Origin of the sequence: Streptomyces sp. NPDC001544 (genome assembly GCF_042894285.1) — a bacterium.
In the GTDB taxonomy this organism is placed as follows: Bacteria; Actinomycetota; Actinomycetes; order Streptomycetales; family Streptomycetaceae; genus Streptomyces.
Map to the genome: position 1 here is coordinate 21,531 of NZ_JBIAVN010000011.1, position 14,453 is coordinate 35,983.

The following is a 14,453-nucleotide window of genomic DNA, read 5'->3' on the forward strand; positions in this document are numbered from 1 at the left end:
ACCCCTTCCGGTGCCCGTACCTCCAGGCTCCTCGCCCACCCCTGGGGTGCCTGCCGTGAGCCGGCTGCTCCTGATCGGCGCGAGCATGGGGGCAGGGCACGACGCGGTGGCCGACGAGCTGGCCCGGCGCCTGCGCGCGGCCGGGCACGAGACGGCGCACACGGACGTGCTGGAGATGCTCCCCGCCCGCACCGGGGCGGGACTGCGAAGCTTCTACCACGCGACGGTCCGGCACGCCCCCCTGCTCTACGCGGGCATCTACGCCGCCTTCTTCCGCGCCGGCGCCGGTCCGCGGCCGGGCAGCGCTCCGCTCGCGGCGCTGGCCGAGGAACGGTTGCGGGCCGAGGTGGCGAACGAGCGTGCCGACGCCGTCGTCGGGGTCTTCCACCTCGCCGCCCAGCTGACCGGCCGGATGCGGGCTCTGGGGCGGCTTGCGGTGCCCAGCGCGGTGGTCGTCACCGACTTCGCCGTCCACCGGCAATGGCTGCACCCGGGCAACGACCTCCATCTGTGCCTCACCCCGCGGATCGCCGAGGACGTACGGCAGCGACTGGGGCGCCCCGCCGTCGCCTGCGGCCCGCTGCTGCCGGACCGCTTCCACCCGCACCCGCCCGGCGAGGCGTCCTGGCGGCAGCGCCTCACGGCCGACGACGGTCGCCCACCCGTGCTGCTGTCCTCGGGTGCCTGGGGGGTGGGGAGCCGGCTCGACACGACGGCCCGGCTGCTGACCGGCGCGGGCTACCTGCCAGTCGTCCTGTGCGGGCGCAACGACGGACTGCGCCGCCGGCTGTCGAAGGCCCCGGGGACGCTCGCCATGGGCTGGGTGGACGACATGCCGGGCCTGATGGCGGCAAGCGTGGCACTGGTGGACAACGCCGCGGGGCAGACCGCACTCGAAGCACTCGCCGTCGGTACCCCGGTCGTCGGCTACCGTCCGATCCCCGGGCACGGCGCGGAGGGGGTGCGCGGGATGGCGCAGCTCGGGCTGACCGAGTACGCCGCCGACTCCTGGCAACTGGTGCAGGCCCTGGACCGCCTTACCTCGGACGGTCCGGCAGCGGACCGCCGCGCCCCAGGCGACGGCCGGCTCTTGCGGGGGGACGCCGTTCGCCCACTGGAAGAGCTCTTGGCCCCGGCAACGATCTGACGATCACCGGGTGCGGGCGCGGACAGCACGAGCGGGCCTCGCGATGTCGTGCTCGTCGAGCGTGCCGACTCTCAGGCCCGCCGCCCGGCAGGCGCCGACCAGGGCGGGCAGCGCACCCAGCGCGGCCCGCCAGCATCCCGGTGCGGCGTGGCGGTCGGTGTCGTGCAACAGCACCGTGCCGCCGCCCCGCAGGTCCGGCAGGACGGTCGCGGCCACGGAGTCGGCGGTGGCCTGTGCGGTCCAGTCACGGCCCCACGCCGTCCACAGGACCGGGCGCAGCCCGGTGCGGCGCGCGGCCAGCAGCCGGTCACCGGTCAGGATGCCGTACGGGGGCCGGTACCAGGTGGGGAGGACACCGGACACCTCCGCCACCGCGTGGGCGGCCCGAGCCAGCTGTCCGGCCTCCCTGACCGGCGCGGGCCGCCACGGGCGGTGGTGCGTCCAGCCGTGTACGGCGAGTTCATGACCCCGCCGGACGATGTCGTGGCTCAGTCGCCGGTGACGCAGCACCTGCTCGCCCAGCACGAAGAACGTGGCACGGACCGCCAGCTCGTCCAGCGCGGCGAGGAAGGCAGGGGTGGAGCGGGGGTCGGGCCCGTCGTCGAAGGTGAGCGCCACGTGGTCCGGGGCGCCGACGCCCGCCAGCGCCGGCAGCCAAGCCCGTCGTGGGCCGGAGAGCCAGGTCCCGGCAGGCACGACATGGGCCGCGGCGACCAGCGCCGGTACGGCGGCGACGGCCGCGGTGAGCAACCGGCCCCGGTCGACACCACTCCTCAAGTCCCGCACGTCCACGGCTCCCGTACGGCTCGCTGTCGCCCGGTTCACCCGAACCGAGCCGCCAGGCGCCGGTACAACGTGGGGGAGAGGCCGCGGACCGCGACCGGCACCCGCAGCCAGCCGGGCACGAACACCTCGTCGCGTTCCCGGCGCACCGCCGCGACGACCGCCGCGGCCACCCGTTCGGACGAGATCGGACGGGGGCGGCTGCGCGAGTAGGGCACCCCTCTGCGGGCGAAGAAGGGAGTCGCCACCACGCCCGGCACGACGTGGGTCACGTGCACACCCGTGCCGTGCAGCTCGTACCGCAGCGCGTCGGCGAAGGCGCCGAGGCCTGCTTTCGCCGCGGAGTACACCGCTTCCTCCCGCACCCCGACACAGCCGGCCACGGAGCCGATGAGCACCAGCCGGCCGCGGCGCCGCGCCACCATGTGGGGCACGATGTGCCGGGCCAGACGCACCACCGCCGCCAGGTCCACGGTGAGCACCCGGTCCAGCTCACCACTGGGCATCGACGCGAACGGCCCGGCCCAGCCGCACCCGGCCGCGGCGACCAGCAGGTCGACGTCGGGGCCCTGCCGAAGAGCCCGGTCGGCCAACCGCCGGGCGCCGTCGGCGTCGGCCAGGTCGCAGGGAATGGCGACACCGGACGTCTCGTGGGCCACCTTGTCCAGCCGGACACGGTCACGTCCGGAGAGCAGCAGCGCCCACCGCTCCCTCGCCAGCGCGCGCGCGACAGCCGCCCCGATTCCGGAGGAGGCACCCGTCACCAGCGCCACGCCCGCCGTGGCGTTCGGCAGCAGGGAGTACGGGACCGGGTACGAATCCGTCGTGGCGCGTCCCAAGCTGACCTCCTTGAGCGAGGGGCACGATCCCTGCCCCGCCGGTCCCGCGCATCCGCGTACGACGATTCCACCGACCACGGAGGGGTAGCCCGAGCTCACGGCTTTCAAACTCCGGGGTGGCGCACGAAGGCGAAGCGATGAGCCGACCGGGTGACATTGTGAAACGGTCCCCGGCCGCGCCCAGACCGTCGGGAGCCATCACACCGGCCGGACAGGAGGATGACAGGCCGTGGTGTACCTCTACAGCCTTCCCGCCGCCTGTCTGCTGGGCTTCGGCTTCGTGCTGCAGCAGCACGCGGCCGAACGTGAACCGCTGTCTCTGATGCTGTCCTTCCGGCTGCTCCTGGACCTGGTGCGGGTGCCACTGTGGCTGGCGGGCATCGGCTGCATGGTCGTCGGCCAGGTCCTCGGTGCACTCGCGCTGACGCACGGCAGCCTGGCCCAGGTGGAGCCGCTGCTCACCACGAACCTGATCTTCGCCATGGCCCTCGCCCGATGGATGGGCGACCAGCCGCTCGGCCGTTCGGGGTGGCTCGGTGTGCTCGCCCTCAGCGGCGGGGTGACGGCCTTCGTCCTGGCGGGGCGCCCGCACAGCGGCCAGGGGCCGGTCGGCGGGCTGCGGCAGTGGCTCGTGATCGGCTGCGTACTCGGGCTGGCCGGGATCCTCGTCGTCCTCGCCCAGCGCCTGCGGCTGCTGCACCGGCCGCCGTTCCTGGCCGCCGCGGCCGGCACCCTCTACGGCCTCCAGGACGCGCTGACCCGCGTCTGCGGCGGCATCCTCGGGGACCGGGGAGTCACCGGGCTGCTCGTCTCCTGGCAGCCATGGGGCGTCGTGGCCCTGGCGGTGGTGGGGCTGCTGCTGGTGCAGAGCGCGTTCGAGGCCGGGCCGCTGCGGCTGTCGCTGCCCGCGCTGAGCGCCACCGAGCCCATGAGCGGGATCGCGTGCGGGATCGGCTTCCTCCACGACGAGTTGCGCACCGAGCCCGGCGCACTGGCCTGGCAGGCGGCGGGAGTGGTCGCGGCGGTCACCGGAGTCTTCGTTCTCGGACGGCACCCCGCCATGCCCAGCGGCGAACGACGCCCCGAGCCGCCACCGCACCATCACCCGCCCCGCCCCCGGAGCGGGCCATGAGGTCCATGATGGAACGTCCCGTTTTATTAGTCATGTGTGGTTTTGCCCCATCTGATGGGTACCCGACTCCGCCGGGAGGATTAAGGAACCGAACCCCTGACGCAGGAGGCGGCCATGACCGACCAAGCCCACACCAGTATGGAGTCGCACCCGGACATCCTGGAGATGCGGGAGCGTCATGTGAGGGCCGAGAGGGCGGCGACGACGCAGCAGGGACAAGCGCTCGAGACGCTGGCCCTCCTCACCGGCCTGTACCTGGCGGCATCGCCGTGGATCGCGGGCTTCAACGGGCTCACCACCCTGGCGGTGAACAACCTGATCACCGGTATCGCGTACGCGCTGATGCTGAGCGGCATCGGCCACGCCTACGAGCGCACACACGCCCGGGCGTGGGCTGCCGCACTGCTGGGAGTCTGGACCATCATCTCGCCGTGGGTGGTGGCAGGGAACGTGGACACGACGCGCACCGTGGTCAACAACGTCATCGTCGGCGTCATCGCCCTGCTGCTCGCACTCGCGGCCAGTGCCGCGGCGAACAAGACCGACAGCAGCCGCCGCGGCCGTCCCACCCGGATGGAGCGCTGACGCGCATGGGACTGCGCGATCACGTGGTGGTGGTCACCGGAGCGTCCAGCGGTATCGGACGGGCCACGGCCGAGGCCTTCGCCCGCAAGGGCTGTGCGGTGGTACTGGCCGCGCGTCGTGAGGAGGCGCTCGAGGCGGCGGCCCGGGAGTGCGAGAAGCACCGCGGCGCACGGACCCTGGTCGTACCGACGGACACGACGGACGCCGGGGCGGTCGAGGACCTCGCGCGGCGGGCGGTGGCTCGGTTCGGCCGGATCGACGTCTGGGTGAACAACGCGGCCGTCAACGCCTTCGGCCGCCTCGAGGACGTGCCGCTGGAGGACTTCCGCAAGGTCCTGGACGTCAACGTGATGGGCTACGTGCACGGGGCCCGGGCGGCGCTGCGGGTGATGCGGGGGCAGGGCTCGGGGACGCTGATCAACATCTCGTCCATCGCGGGCGCGGTGTCCCAGCCGTACAGCCATCCGTACAGCATGTCGAAGCACGCCGTCCAGGGGCTCGGTTCGAGTCTGCGGCAGCAACTCACGGTGGAGGGGGTGAGGGATGTCCATGTGTGCACCGTCATGCCCGCGACCATCGACACCCCGCACTTCCAGCAGGCGGCGAACTTCACCGGGCGGAAGGTGGTCGCCATGCCCCCGGTGTACACCCCGGAGCGGGTGGCCCGGGCGGTCGTGGACCTCGTCCGCCGTCCTCGCCGCGAGGTGGTGGTCGGACCCGCCGGCCGCGCCCTTGTACGCGAGTCCCGGCTGGCGCCCGGGCTCGTGGAGCGGGCCATGGCCCGGCAGACGGACAAGAGCCATCTCGACCACGACGAGAAGGCTCCGGCCACCCACGGAGCGCTGCACGTACCGGCTTCCGGGCCGGGCGCGGTGCACGGCGGCTGGCACGGGCGGCGACGCACCGCCCTGCGCAGGACCGCCGTCGCCGCCACGCTGGCCGGAGCGGCCGTGACGGCCGGGCGTCGGCTGGGCCGAGGCCCGGCGGGCACCTGACCGGCGGTTTTGCCCGGGCACCGGAACGGCCGGGCACCCGAACGGCGTCAGGTGGCCCCGCGGGCGCCCTTCGGCCTCCACCGGAAACGCCGCCCGGCACCGGTTCGCCACCAGGACGGGGTCAGGCCATGTCCGAGCCGCGCAGCAGCAACTCCGCCACGGCCGTGCCGGCCACCACGATGGCCGCACGGAACGGCCACCGGTTTCCGGCCCCCGACGGCACGGCCGTACCCGCGACGGCGACGATCCCGGCCGTCCCCGCCAGTGCCCAGTCCGAGACCCCCATCGCCCCGGGCGGGCCGGCGACGACCACACCGAGCGCCGTCAGCATGACGAGCGGGGCCAGCCACCGGCAGGCGGGACGGCCCAGCCGCTGGGGCAGTCCGCGCACGCCGGTCGCGAGATCGTCCTCGATGTCGGGAAGGACGTTCACCAGGTGTGCCCCGACGCCCAGGAGCGCCCCTGCGGTGACAGCCCACCAGGCGGGCCACGACGGGGTCGGCAGACCCAGCGAGACGAACACCGGCAGTGAACCGAAGCCCGTGGCATACGGAAGCGGCGAGAGCACCGTGTGCTTCAGGCGCAGGTCGTAGGCCCAGCCGGAGGCCACTCCGCCCAGGTGGGCCCACCCCGCGGCGGCACCGCTCAGCAGAGACAGCGGCACGCACAGTACGAGGGCCGTCCCGGCAGCGACGGCCGCTGCCCGGGGCGGGAGTTCCCCGCGGGCCACCGGCTTGTCGCCGCGCGCACAGACCGTGTCGCGGTGCGCGTCGGCCGCGTCGTTGCACCAGCCCACCGAGAGCTGACCGGCCAGCACGGCCAGAGCCACCGCCGCCGACCCCGCCGCCCCGCGGCCCGCCGCCACGGCGAGGGCGGTCACGAACACCGTCACGGCGACCGCCGGCTCCGGATGGCAGGCGCGCAGCAGCGCCGGTACGAGGTGTGCCTGGTGCCGGAGAGCCCCAGACGGGTGGAGAGACACGTACGCAAGGTAATCGGGTGCCCCACGCGCGGAAGGCATGAGCGACATGCGTGTCCCCGTGATCGTCGAGCATGTCCCGTCCCTGCCCGCCGCGCCGCGCCGCACGACCGCGCCCGCCACGGCGACCGCGATCGCCGCCGTCCACACCGCGCTGCCGCCCCACCGCTACACCCAGGAGGACCTCACCGAACTCATCGGCGACCTGTGTCTGCCCCCGGGAGCGGACCGTTCCCTGCTGCGCCGCCTGCACGCGTCCGCAGGAGTGCGCACCCGTCATCTCGCCCTGCCGATCGAGCAGTACGCCGGTCTCGGTGACTTCGGGCAGAGCAACGACGCATGGCTGGCGTCGGGCCTGGAGCTGGGCGCTCAGGCCCTCACCGTCGCCCTGGCCCGGGCGGGGCTCCGGCCGGCCGATGTGGACCTGCTGGTGTGCGCCTCCATCACGGGAGTCGCCGCCCCTTCGCTCGACGCCCGGCTGGCCGGACGCCTCGGCCTGCGGCCCGACGTCAAGAGGCTTCCGGTCTTCGGCCTGGGCTGCGTGGCGGGCGCCGCCGGCCTGGCCCGGGTGCACGACTACCTGCGCGGCCACCCCGAAGACACCGCGGTGCTGCTCACCGTCGAACTGTGCTCGCTGACGCTCCAGCGCCATGACGACTCCCGCGCCAATCTCGTCGCCGGCGCCCTCTTCGGCGACGGCGCCGGTGCGCTCGTCGCGCGCGGCAGCGCCGGCGGCAGCGCCGGTGCCGGGGCGGCCGGGCCCTCGGTGGTCGCCACCCGCAGCCACCTGTACCCGGGCACCGAGCAGCTCCTCGGATGGGACATCGGCGCCCGCGGATTCCGCGTCGTCATCGACGCCGGTGTTCCGGGCGTCGTACGCGACCATCTCGGCCGGCACGTGCGCGCGTTCCTGGCCGAACACGGCCTCACCGCCGACGACATCGGGACCTGGGTGTGTCATCCGGGAGGCCCGAGGGTCCTCTCCGCGGTGAGCGACACCCTCGGCCTGCCCGACGAAGCGCTGAACGGCGCACGGCGCTCCCTCGCCACGGTGGGAAACATGTCCTCCGTCTCCGTGCTGCACATCCTGCAGAGCACGTGGGAAGCGCACCGGCCCGAGCCCGGAACCTGGGGGCTCCTCCTGGCGCTGGGGCCGGGATTCTGTTCCGAACTCGTCCTCCTGCGGTGGTGAGCGGCCCATGCCGTGGTACGCGCTCGTCGTCCTCGCCGTCGCCGCGGAACGCGTCGCCGAACTCCTCGTCGCCCGGCGCAACGCGGCCTGGACCCTGACCCGCGCCGGCGTGGAGCACGGCCGTGGCCACTACCCCGTCATGGTCGCCCTGCACACGGGTCTGCTCGCGTGCTGCCTGCTCGAACCCGTCCTCGCCGACCGGCCGTTCCTGCCCGCCCTGGGGTGGTCCATGCTGGCGCTCGCACTCCTGGCCCAGGCCCTGCGCTGGTGGTGCATCACCGCACTCGGCCCCTACTGGAACACCCGGGTCATCGTCGTTCCCGGAGCCCGACCGGTCGGCGCCGGTCCCTACCGTCTCCTGCGCCACCCCAACTACGTGGCGGTCGTCGTGGAGGTCGCCGCCCTGCCCCTGGTGCACTCCGCATGGCTGACCGCCACGGTGTTCACCGCCGCCAACGCGGTGCTCCTCACGGTCCGTGTCCGCTGCGAGAACGCGGCCCTCGCCCAGGCGGTGCCCGCATGAGCGGTGGCCACGACCTGCTGATCGCCGGAGGCGGACCCGCCGGCCTCGCCGCCGCCCTGCACGCCGCGCGCGCCGGTCTGGACACCGTCGTCGCCGAGCCACGCGGGGCGCCCGTCGACAAGGCGTGCGGTGAGGGCCTGATGCCCGGCGCGGTTCGCGCCCTCGCCCGCCTCGGCCTGGAGATCCCCGGCCACCCGATCGCGGGCATTCGCTACGTCCAGGGCGCCCGCCGGGCCCAGGCCGCGTTCCGGCGCGGACCGGGCCTCGGTGCGCGCCGCACCGACCTGCACGGTGTTCTGCACGGGGCCGTTGTGGACGCAGGGGTGCCTGTCCTTCCCCTGGCCGTCCAGGACGTCCGGCAGGACGACACGGGGGTGACCGTCCCGGGCACGGGACTGCGTGCCCGGTGGCTGGTCGCGGCCGACGGCCTGCACTCACCCGTGCGCCGACGTCTGGGCCTGGACGTGAGGCCCCACGGGGCGGCAGCCCCCCGGTACGGGCTGCGCCGGCACTACGCGGTGCCCCCTTGGTCGCCTTTCGTGGAGGTGCACTGGGGAGCGCACGCGGAGGCGTACGTCACCCCGCTCGGCCCCACACTCGTCGGCGTCGCCCTGCTCACGGCCCGGCGGGCGCCCTTCGCCGCCCAACTGCAGGGCTTTCCGGAACTGGCGGCCCGTCTGCCCCCGCACACGGCCGTCACCGCGGTGCGCGGCGCCGGCCCGCTGCGCCAGACGGCCCGCGCCCGCGTCCACGGGCGGGTGCTCCTCGTCGGCGACGCCGCGGGATACGTCGACGCGCTGACCGGTGAGGGCGTGTGTCTCGCCCTCACCGGCGCCGAAGCCCTGGTCGCCAACGTGCTGCGGGGCACACCGAACCGCTACGAGACCGACTGGTGCCGTGCCACCCGCCGCCACCGGCTGCTGACCGACATCCTGGTCAGGGCCCGCCGACGGCCCGCCCTCGCCACACGCATCACACCCGCGGCCGAACGCCTGCCGGGCCTCTTCGCGGCAGTGGTGAACGCGCTGGCATGACCGTCGGGCGCCTCCGATCGGCCCTGTGCGGTCGCGGCCGTCCGGTGCCTGGGACAGCCTGAAGACAGCCGTCGGGCGACCGGCGCCGTGCGCCGGGACGGTCGGCGCTGCACTCATTCGGGAGGACCCATGACCGGCGCGATGCCCCACGCCGACGATGTCGGCGACGGTGACGTCGTCACCTTGCTGATGCTGCAGCACAACCACATCCGTGACCTCTTCGCCGAGGTGGAGAACGCCGCGGCCGGTGACCGTGCCGAGGCCTTCCGCAGACTCGTCCGTCTCCTGGCGGTCCATGAGACGGCCGAGGAGGAGGTGGTCCATCCCATGGCCCGCCGCGCCTTCGAGGACGAGAGGAAGGTGGTCGACGACCGTCTGGCGGAAGAGAGATCCGCGAAGGAGAAACTGAGCCGGCTCGACGACCTGGGCACAGACGACCCGCAGTTCATGCCGCTCTTTCGTGAGCTGCGCGCGGAGGTGCTGCAGCACGCGGCCTCGGAGGAGCAGTACGAGTTTCCCCGGTTGCGCGAGAAGGCCGGAGCCGCGCAGCTCACGGTGATGGCCGCAGCCGTCCGGGCCGCCGAGGCCGTGGCCCCCACCCGGCCGCATCCGGGCGTGGAGACAGTGGCGGAGAACCTGGCCGCCGGACCTGTGGCGGCTGTGATCGACCGGGCACGCGACGCGGTCCGCAAGGTGATGGACAAGACGAGCTGACTACCCGACCGGGCTTGAGGTGGCACCGTACATGCGCAGGAAGCGGAGCGAAACGGGACTGGCCGACAGCTCGGTGCGATGGAGGCTGATGCTGGCCAGCACGACGATGCTGTTCGTCGAGCTGGCGTTGATCAGATGGACGGGCGCCAACGTCGTCCACCTCAGCTACTTCTCGAACTTCATCCTGCTGGGATCGTTCCTCGGCATCGGCATCGGCTTCCTGATCCCCGCCGAGCGTGGACAGTGGCTCAAACGCTGGACACCGGCCCCGCTCGCGCTGCTCGTCGTCCTGGTGCGCGCCTACCCGGTCCAGGTGCGCCAGAGCAGCGAACAGGTCATCTACTTCACCGCCGTGAAGACCACAGGGTTCCCCGAATGGGTGACCCTGCCGGCCATCTTCCTGCTGACCGCGGTCATCATGGCCGGCATCGGCAAGATCACCGCTGACCTCTTCCGCCGACTGCCCTCGCTCGACGCCTACCGCTACGACCTGCTCGGCAGCATCATCGGCTCCGCGTCCTTCGCGCTGCTGTCCTGGCTCCGCGCCCCATCGGTCGTATGGGGTGTACTGGCCGCCGCGGCCCTGCTGATCCTCGGCGGACGGCGCAACACCCTGTTGTACGGCATCCCGCTCACGGCGATGGTCGTCGCGCTGTTCATGGAGACGACGAACGGCATCTCCTGGTCGCCCTACTACAAGATCCAGCTCAAGGCCTCGCGGTCCGCCACCCGGGCCTACGGCATCTCCGCCAACGGCGTCCCGCACCAGAGCATCATGCCGCTCCCGGCGCTGCTGCAGCAGAACTCGCCCTACCGGCAGGCGTACGACCGGACACCGCACAACCCGCACAAGCGCGTGCTGGTCATCGGGGCCGGCAACGGCAACGACGTCGCGGTCGCGCTGACCCGCGGAGCGGCGCGCGTGGACGCGGTGGAGATCGATCCCCGGCTCCAGCAGATCGGCGCCCAACTGCACCCCGCCAAACCGTACGCGGACCCCAGGGTGCACGTCCACATCGACGACGGACGGGCCTTCCTGGAGCGGACGAACGCCAAGTACGACCTCGTCGTCCTGGCGCTGCCGGACTCACTGACGCTGGTGTCCGGCGCGAGCAATCTGCGTCTGGAGAGCTATCTCTTCACCCGGCAGGCGTTCGAGGCCGCCCGTGAACACCTGACGCCGCACGGTGCGTTCGCCATGTACAACTACTACCGCAAGAGCTGGCTGATCGACCGCTTCGCGGGCACCCTCGACGACGTCTACGGCCACGCCCCCTGCATGACGACGTTCAACAAGAACGCGGCCGTGCTGGTGGCCGGGATGACGACCGCCGACCAGTCCTGTGAGCGCGTCTGGCAGCCCAGCGGTGCGGTTCCGGCGGCCGCCACCGACGACCACCCCTTCCCGTATCTGCTCCACCGGGACATCCCCACGCTGTATCTGGGCGCGCTGGGCGCGATCCTGCTGGTGACGATCTTCTCGGTACGCCTGACCGGTGTGCGGATCCGGCGAACCCTCCGCTACGCCGACATGTTCCTGCTGGGCGCGGCCTTCATGTTGCTCGAGACCAAGAACGTGATCGGTTTCGCCCTGTACTTCGGTACGACCTGGCTGGTCAACGCGCTGGTCTTCATCGGTGTCCTGCTCGCCGTCCTCGCGGCGGTCGAGGTCCGGCGCAGGATGCTGAGGGTCAACCAGCCGCTGCTGCAGCTGCTGCTCTTCGGCACGCTGGCGGTGGCCTGGATCGTCCCGGCGGACGCCGTGCTCTCGTTGCCCTTCGCCGGACGGCTGGCCGCCGCCATCGCCCTGGCCTTCGCCCCGATCTTCTGCGCCAACCTGATCTTCTCCGACCGCCTCGCGTCCGCCCCCGACCCGACATCCGCGTTCGGCGCGAACCTGCTGGGCGCGCTCACCGGTGGCACGCTCGAGTACCTGGCCCTGGTGACGGGCTACCAGGCGCTGCTGCTGCTCGTCGCGGCGCTGTACCTGGGTGCGTGCCTCGCCATGCGTTTCACCGGGCGCGGCCAGGGCGGGCCGACGACGCGGTCGCCGGAGGAGTCGGTGGCTCTCAGGAACTAGATGCGCTGACCGTGCTCCGGCTGCCGCGCCGTCGTAGGAGGTTCAGCCGGCCTTCTGCCGCTCGCGCAGTTCGTGGACGTTGGCGACGTTCAGCGTGCCGTCGTTCTGCTCGTAGTGGGAGAGGGCGAGGCCGAGACCGAAGAAGGTGGGGGCCCACTCGCCGACGAAGATGCCCCAGCGGTCGGCGCGGTCCAGACCCGTACCGGGTTCCATCTTCAGGCTGCCCAGCCAGGCGGCCACGCTGAAGCCGATGGAGGCCATGCCCGCGAGGTAGGCGTGCTCGCTGCGGACGCCCATTTCGTGCATCTGCTTGATGATCATTCGATGGGTCTCCGTTCTGTGAGGGGTCGTGAACCGGAGTCCCCCGACCGGCCTACCTTATTCGTAGGATTTGAGTTGTTATGCCCCTTTTTGGTTGAGCTGACCGGAACCGATGCTGAAGCGAACGACGAGGCCACCCAGGGTGACGCTCATGCCTCGGCTCGGCGCGGTACGGGGACGCCCACGCCGAGCCGGTCACGCTTGTGATGTCAGGCGGTTCCGCGCTGCTTACGGCGCAGGCTGAGGTAGGTACCGGTGGCGCCGGCCGCCAGCAGGGCGCCCGCACCGAGGCTCACCGGGAGGGTGGGGAAGGCGGAGGTGCCGGTGGCGGCGGCGGTGTTCTCCATCGCTGGACCGGGAGTGATGCCGGTGCTGACCGGGGCGACGTGCTTGATCGGGCCCACGGACTTGACGGAGCCGTCCGCGTTCAGCAGCACCTGCTTGTCGTTCGGGTGCCGGAAGTCGAACATGCCCGCCAGCGAACCGGCCGTGGCGTCGAACGAGTGGTCGCCGACGCGGCCGGTGTGCCAGTTGTCCTCGATGAAGCGGATGATCGAGGCCTGGTCCGTCGGGGTGTGGTCGACCTTGTTGACCTTGCTGTACGGCGAGATCACCAGCAGTGGCTGACGGGTCCCGGGACCGCAGCGGTCGGCGTAGCCGCCGGACGCGGCCGGTCCGGACTGGCAGGCCGGGCCGTCGGTCGCCTTGCCGTTGGAGCCCAGGGAGGTGTCCGTGGAGCCGTTGCGGGGCTTGGCGTAGGCGTGGTCGTACCAGCCGTCGGAGTCGTCGTAGGCGATGACGACCGCGGTGGACTTCCACTGCGGCGAGCTCTGCACGGCGTTGATCTCGTGGACGAGGAAGTGCTGTTCGTCGATCGGATCGGAGTAGGCGGCGTGGCCGTCCTGGTACTCGGCCGCCTTGAGGAAGCTGACGGCCGGCAGCTTGCCGGCCTTCAGGGCCGCGTCGAAGTCGGTCAGGTCGTAGTTGTGGTTGGCCTGCCCGCCGTGGCCGACCTCGGCGACGCTCTTCGGCGGCAGGTGGTGCGGGTTGGACGTGGACTTGTAGTACTCGAACGGCGAGTGGTGCGGGCTGTAGTCGACGACCGAGGCGCCGCCCAGGTTGGTGTGCGTGGCGTCGCACTTGGCGTAGTCACCCTGCTTGCCGTCCCACGCGGTCGTGGGCCGGAAGCCGCCCTGGAACCAGCCCCAGGTGACGTGCTGGGAGTTGAGGACGTCACCGATGTTCCTGCCCTGCATCGCGGCCAGCGCGCTGGTGCTGGTGTGGTCCTTGCCGGAGCAGTCGTCGTAGGCCGGGTCGGGGTCGTTGATGACCGTGCCCACGCCCTTGGCGTCGGGGGACTTCACCGTGTACGCGTCGGGTGTCGAGGTCTGCTTCGGGTTCTCCGTGCCCGTGGTCGGGTCGACGGAGATGACACCGTGCGTCTGGCCCGAGACCAGGTTCAGGGCGCCGGGAGTGGAGGGGCCGTAGACCGAGCTGTAGGAGCGGTCGTTCATGGCGTACTGCTGGGCGTAGTTCCACAGGCCGGTGACGGTGTTGCCGTCGTAGTAGTCCATCACCAGGCCGGGCTCGCCGAACAGTCCGCCGCTGCACTTGTCGACCTCGGTGTTCTGCACGTACTGGTCGGCCTTGCCGCCGTTCGCGGCGTACTGCTCGGCGCTGTAGTTGTGGTTCTGGTCGCAGGTCATCGCCTGCGCCGGGGTGAGCCGCTTCGGCGCGTACTGGTTCGGGTTCTTCGTCAGCAGTCCGGCGTGCGCGAGGGTGTCGATGTTCTTCGGCGTCTTCTTCGACGCGGTGAACTTCGTGCCGTCCGTGTTCGCCGCCTTCGGGTAGGTGGCGAAGTAGTGGTCGAAGGAGATGTTCTCGTCGAACAGGACGACGACGTGCTTGATCGGAGTCGCCGTGGTCGAGTGACCGTGCTGTCCCGCCGGTGCGGCCCAGGTGGGCGCGGCCCCACCGAGAACCGTCAGTGCGGCGGCACCGGCCAGCGCCCCCGCGCTCCGCACAGCCGCTCGTCTTCCCCTGCTGGCCATGTTCTTCCCCTTCGACAAACAGATGCTATTCAGCCATTACAGCCAGGGATGTTCCGCGAGGTGCCCGGCGCGCCGGCG

General features: G+C 72.1%; 14 protein-coding genes. 9 read left to right on the forward strand and 5 right to left on the reverse strand.

Features of this window, described 5'->3' with window-relative positions:
• Positions 1-55: 55 nt before the first annotated feature.
• Complete coding sequence (locus ACFY0F_RS25740) at positions 56-1,147, forward strand: galactosyldiacylglycerol synthase (RefSeq protein ID WP_388798703.1); 1,092 nt, start codon at positions 56-58, stop codon at positions 1,145-1,147.
• Positions 1,148-1,150: 3 nt separating this feature from the next.
• Here ACFY0F_RS25740 and ACFY0F_RS25745 read toward each other — a convergent pair whose 3' ends face one another.
• A complete protein-coding gene (locus tag ACFY0F_RS25745) occupies positions 1,151-1,924 on the reverse strand; it encodes a polysaccharide deacetylase family protein (RefSeq protein ID WP_388799252.1) in 774 nt (257 codons plus the stop codon).
• 44 nt (positions 1,925-1,968) lie between these two features.
• Entirely contained in the window at positions 1,969-2,769 is an 801-nt protein-coding gene (locus ACFY0F_RS25750) for an SDR family NAD(P)-dependent oxidoreductase (RefSeq protein WP_388798706.1), read from the reverse strand.
• Between the two features lie 229 nt (positions 2,770-2,998).
• Between ACFY0F_RS25750 and ACFY0F_RS25755 the strand changes: the two genes are divergently transcribed.
• From ACFY0F_RS25755 to ACFY0F_RS25765, 3 genes are all read left to right on the forward strand, one after another.
• Positions 2,999-3,901 (forward strand): DMT family transporter, encoded by a 903-nt coding sequence (locus tag ACFY0F_RS25755; protein ID WP_388798709.1) that lies wholly within the window; start codon positions 2,999-3,001, stop codon positions 3,899-3,901.
• 114 nt (positions 3,902-4,015) lie between these two features.
• Entirely contained in the window at positions 4,016-4,486 is a 471-nt protein-coding gene (locus ACFY0F_RS25760; protein ID WP_388798712.1) for an SPW repeat protein, read from the forward strand.
• A gap of 5 nt (positions 4,487-4,491) precedes the next feature.
• Complete coding sequence (locus ACFY0F_RS25765; protein ID WP_388798715.1) at positions 4,492-5,481, forward strand: SDR family oxidoreductase; 990 nt, start codon at positions 4,492-4,494, stop codon at positions 5,479-5,481.
• A 121-nt stretch (positions 5,482-5,602) separates the two neighbouring features.
• On the opposite strand, the gene ACFY0F_RS25770 is transcribed toward ACFY0F_RS25765, so the two are convergent.
• Complete coding sequence (locus ACFY0F_RS25770) at positions 5,603-6,463, reverse strand: UbiA family prenyltransferase (protein ID WP_388798718.1); 861 nt, start codon at positions 6,461-6,463, stop codon at positions 5,603-5,605.
• A gap of 37 nt (positions 6,464-6,500) precedes the next feature.
• On the opposite strand from ACFY0F_RS25770, the gene ACFY0F_RS25775 reads away from it, so the two are divergent.
• From ACFY0F_RS25775 to ACFY0F_RS25795, 5 genes are all read left to right on the forward strand, one after another.
• Positions 6,501-7,652, forward strand: a complete 1,152-nt coding sequence (locus ACFY0F_RS25775) for a type III polyketide synthase (RefSeq protein ID WP_388798721.1) — start codon at positions 6,501-6,503, stop codon at positions 7,650-7,652.
• 7 nt (positions 7,653-7,659) lie between these two features.
• Positions 7,660-8,175, forward strand: coding sequence for an isoprenylcysteine carboxyl methyltransferase family protein (locus tag ACFY0F_RS25780; RefSeq protein ID WP_388798723.1), 516 nt, complete (start codon positions 7,660-7,662; stop codon positions 8,173-8,175).
• Positions 8,172-9,209 (forward strand): NAD(P)/FAD-dependent oxidoreductase, encoded by a 1,038-nt coding sequence (locus tag ACFY0F_RS25785; RefSeq protein ID WP_388798726.1) that lies wholly within the window; start codon positions 8,172-8,174, stop codon positions 9,207-9,209. The genes ACFY0F_RS25780 and ACFY0F_RS25785 overlap by 4 nt, the downstream gene beginning before the upstream one ends.
• A 129-nt stretch (positions 9,210-9,338) precedes the next feature.
• Positions 9,339-9,923, forward strand: a complete 585-nt coding sequence (locus ACFY0F_RS25790; protein WP_388798729.1) for a hemerythrin domain-containing protein — start codon at positions 9,339-9,341, stop codon at positions 9,921-9,923.
• A gap of 31 nt (positions 9,924-9,954) precedes the next feature.
• Positions 9,955-12,003: a spermidine synthase gene (locus ACFY0F_RS25795; RefSeq protein ID WP_388798732.1), complete on the forward strand. Its 2,049-nt coding sequence runs from the start codon at positions 9,955-9,957 to the stop codon at positions 12,001-12,003.
• Between the two features lie 42 nt (positions 12,004-12,045).
• Here ACFY0F_RS25795 and ACFY0F_RS25800 read toward each other — a convergent pair whose 3' ends face one another.
• Both ACFY0F_RS25800 and ACFY0F_RS25805 read right to left on the reverse strand, forming a co-directional pair.
• Positions 12,046-12,324, reverse strand: coding sequence for a hypothetical protein (locus ACFY0F_RS25800; RefSeq protein WP_388798735.1), 279 nt, complete (start codon positions 12,322-12,324; stop codon positions 12,046-12,048).
• 209 nt (positions 12,325-12,533) lie between these two features.
• Positions 12,534-14,375 carry a phospholipase C gene (locus ACFY0F_RS25805; RefSeq protein WP_388798738.1) on the reverse strand — a complete coding sequence of 614 codons (1,842 nt, stop codon included), beginning with the start codon at positions 14,373-14,375 and terminating at the stop codon, positions 12,534-12,536.
• Between the last annotated feature and the right edge of the window lie 78 nt (positions 14,376-14,453).

Coding starts and splice junctions, on each gene's coding strand:
- ACFY0F_RS25780 (WP_388798723.1), top strand. CDS start 7,660: ATGCCGTGGTACGCGCTCGTCGTCCTCGCCGTCGCCGCGGAACGCGTC.
- ACFY0F_RS25805 (WP_388798738.1), bottom strand. CDS start 14,375: ATGGCCAGCAGGGGAAGACGAGCGGCTGTGCGGAGCGCGGGGGCGCTG.
- ACFY0F_RS25790 (WP_388798729.1), top strand. CDS start 9,339: ATGACCGGCGCGATGCCCCACGCCGACGATGTCGGCGACGGTGACGTC.
- ACFY0F_RS25795 (WP_388798732.1), top strand. CDS start 9,955: ATGCGCAGGAAGCGGAGCGAAACGGGACTGGCCGACAGCTCGGTGCGA.
- ACFY0F_RS25765 (WP_388798715.1), top strand. CDS start 4,492: ATGGGACTGCGCGATCACGTGGTGGTGGTCACCGGAGCGTCCAGCGGT.
- ACFY0F_RS25800 (WP_388798735.1), bottom strand. CDS start 12,324: ATGATCATCAAGCAGATGCACGAAATGGGCGTCCGCAGCGAGCACGCC.
- ACFY0F_RS25785 (WP_388798726.1), top strand. CDS start 8,172: ATGAGCGGTGGCCACGACCTGCTGATCGCCGGAGGCGGACCCGCCGGC.
- ACFY0F_RS25760 (WP_388798712.1), top strand. CDS start 4,016: ATGACCGACCAAGCCCACACCAGTATGGAGTCGCACCCGGACATCCTG.
- ACFY0F_RS25775 (WP_388798721.1), top strand. CDS start 6,501: ATGAGCGACATGCGTGTCCCCGTGATCGTCGAGCATGTCCCGTCCCTG.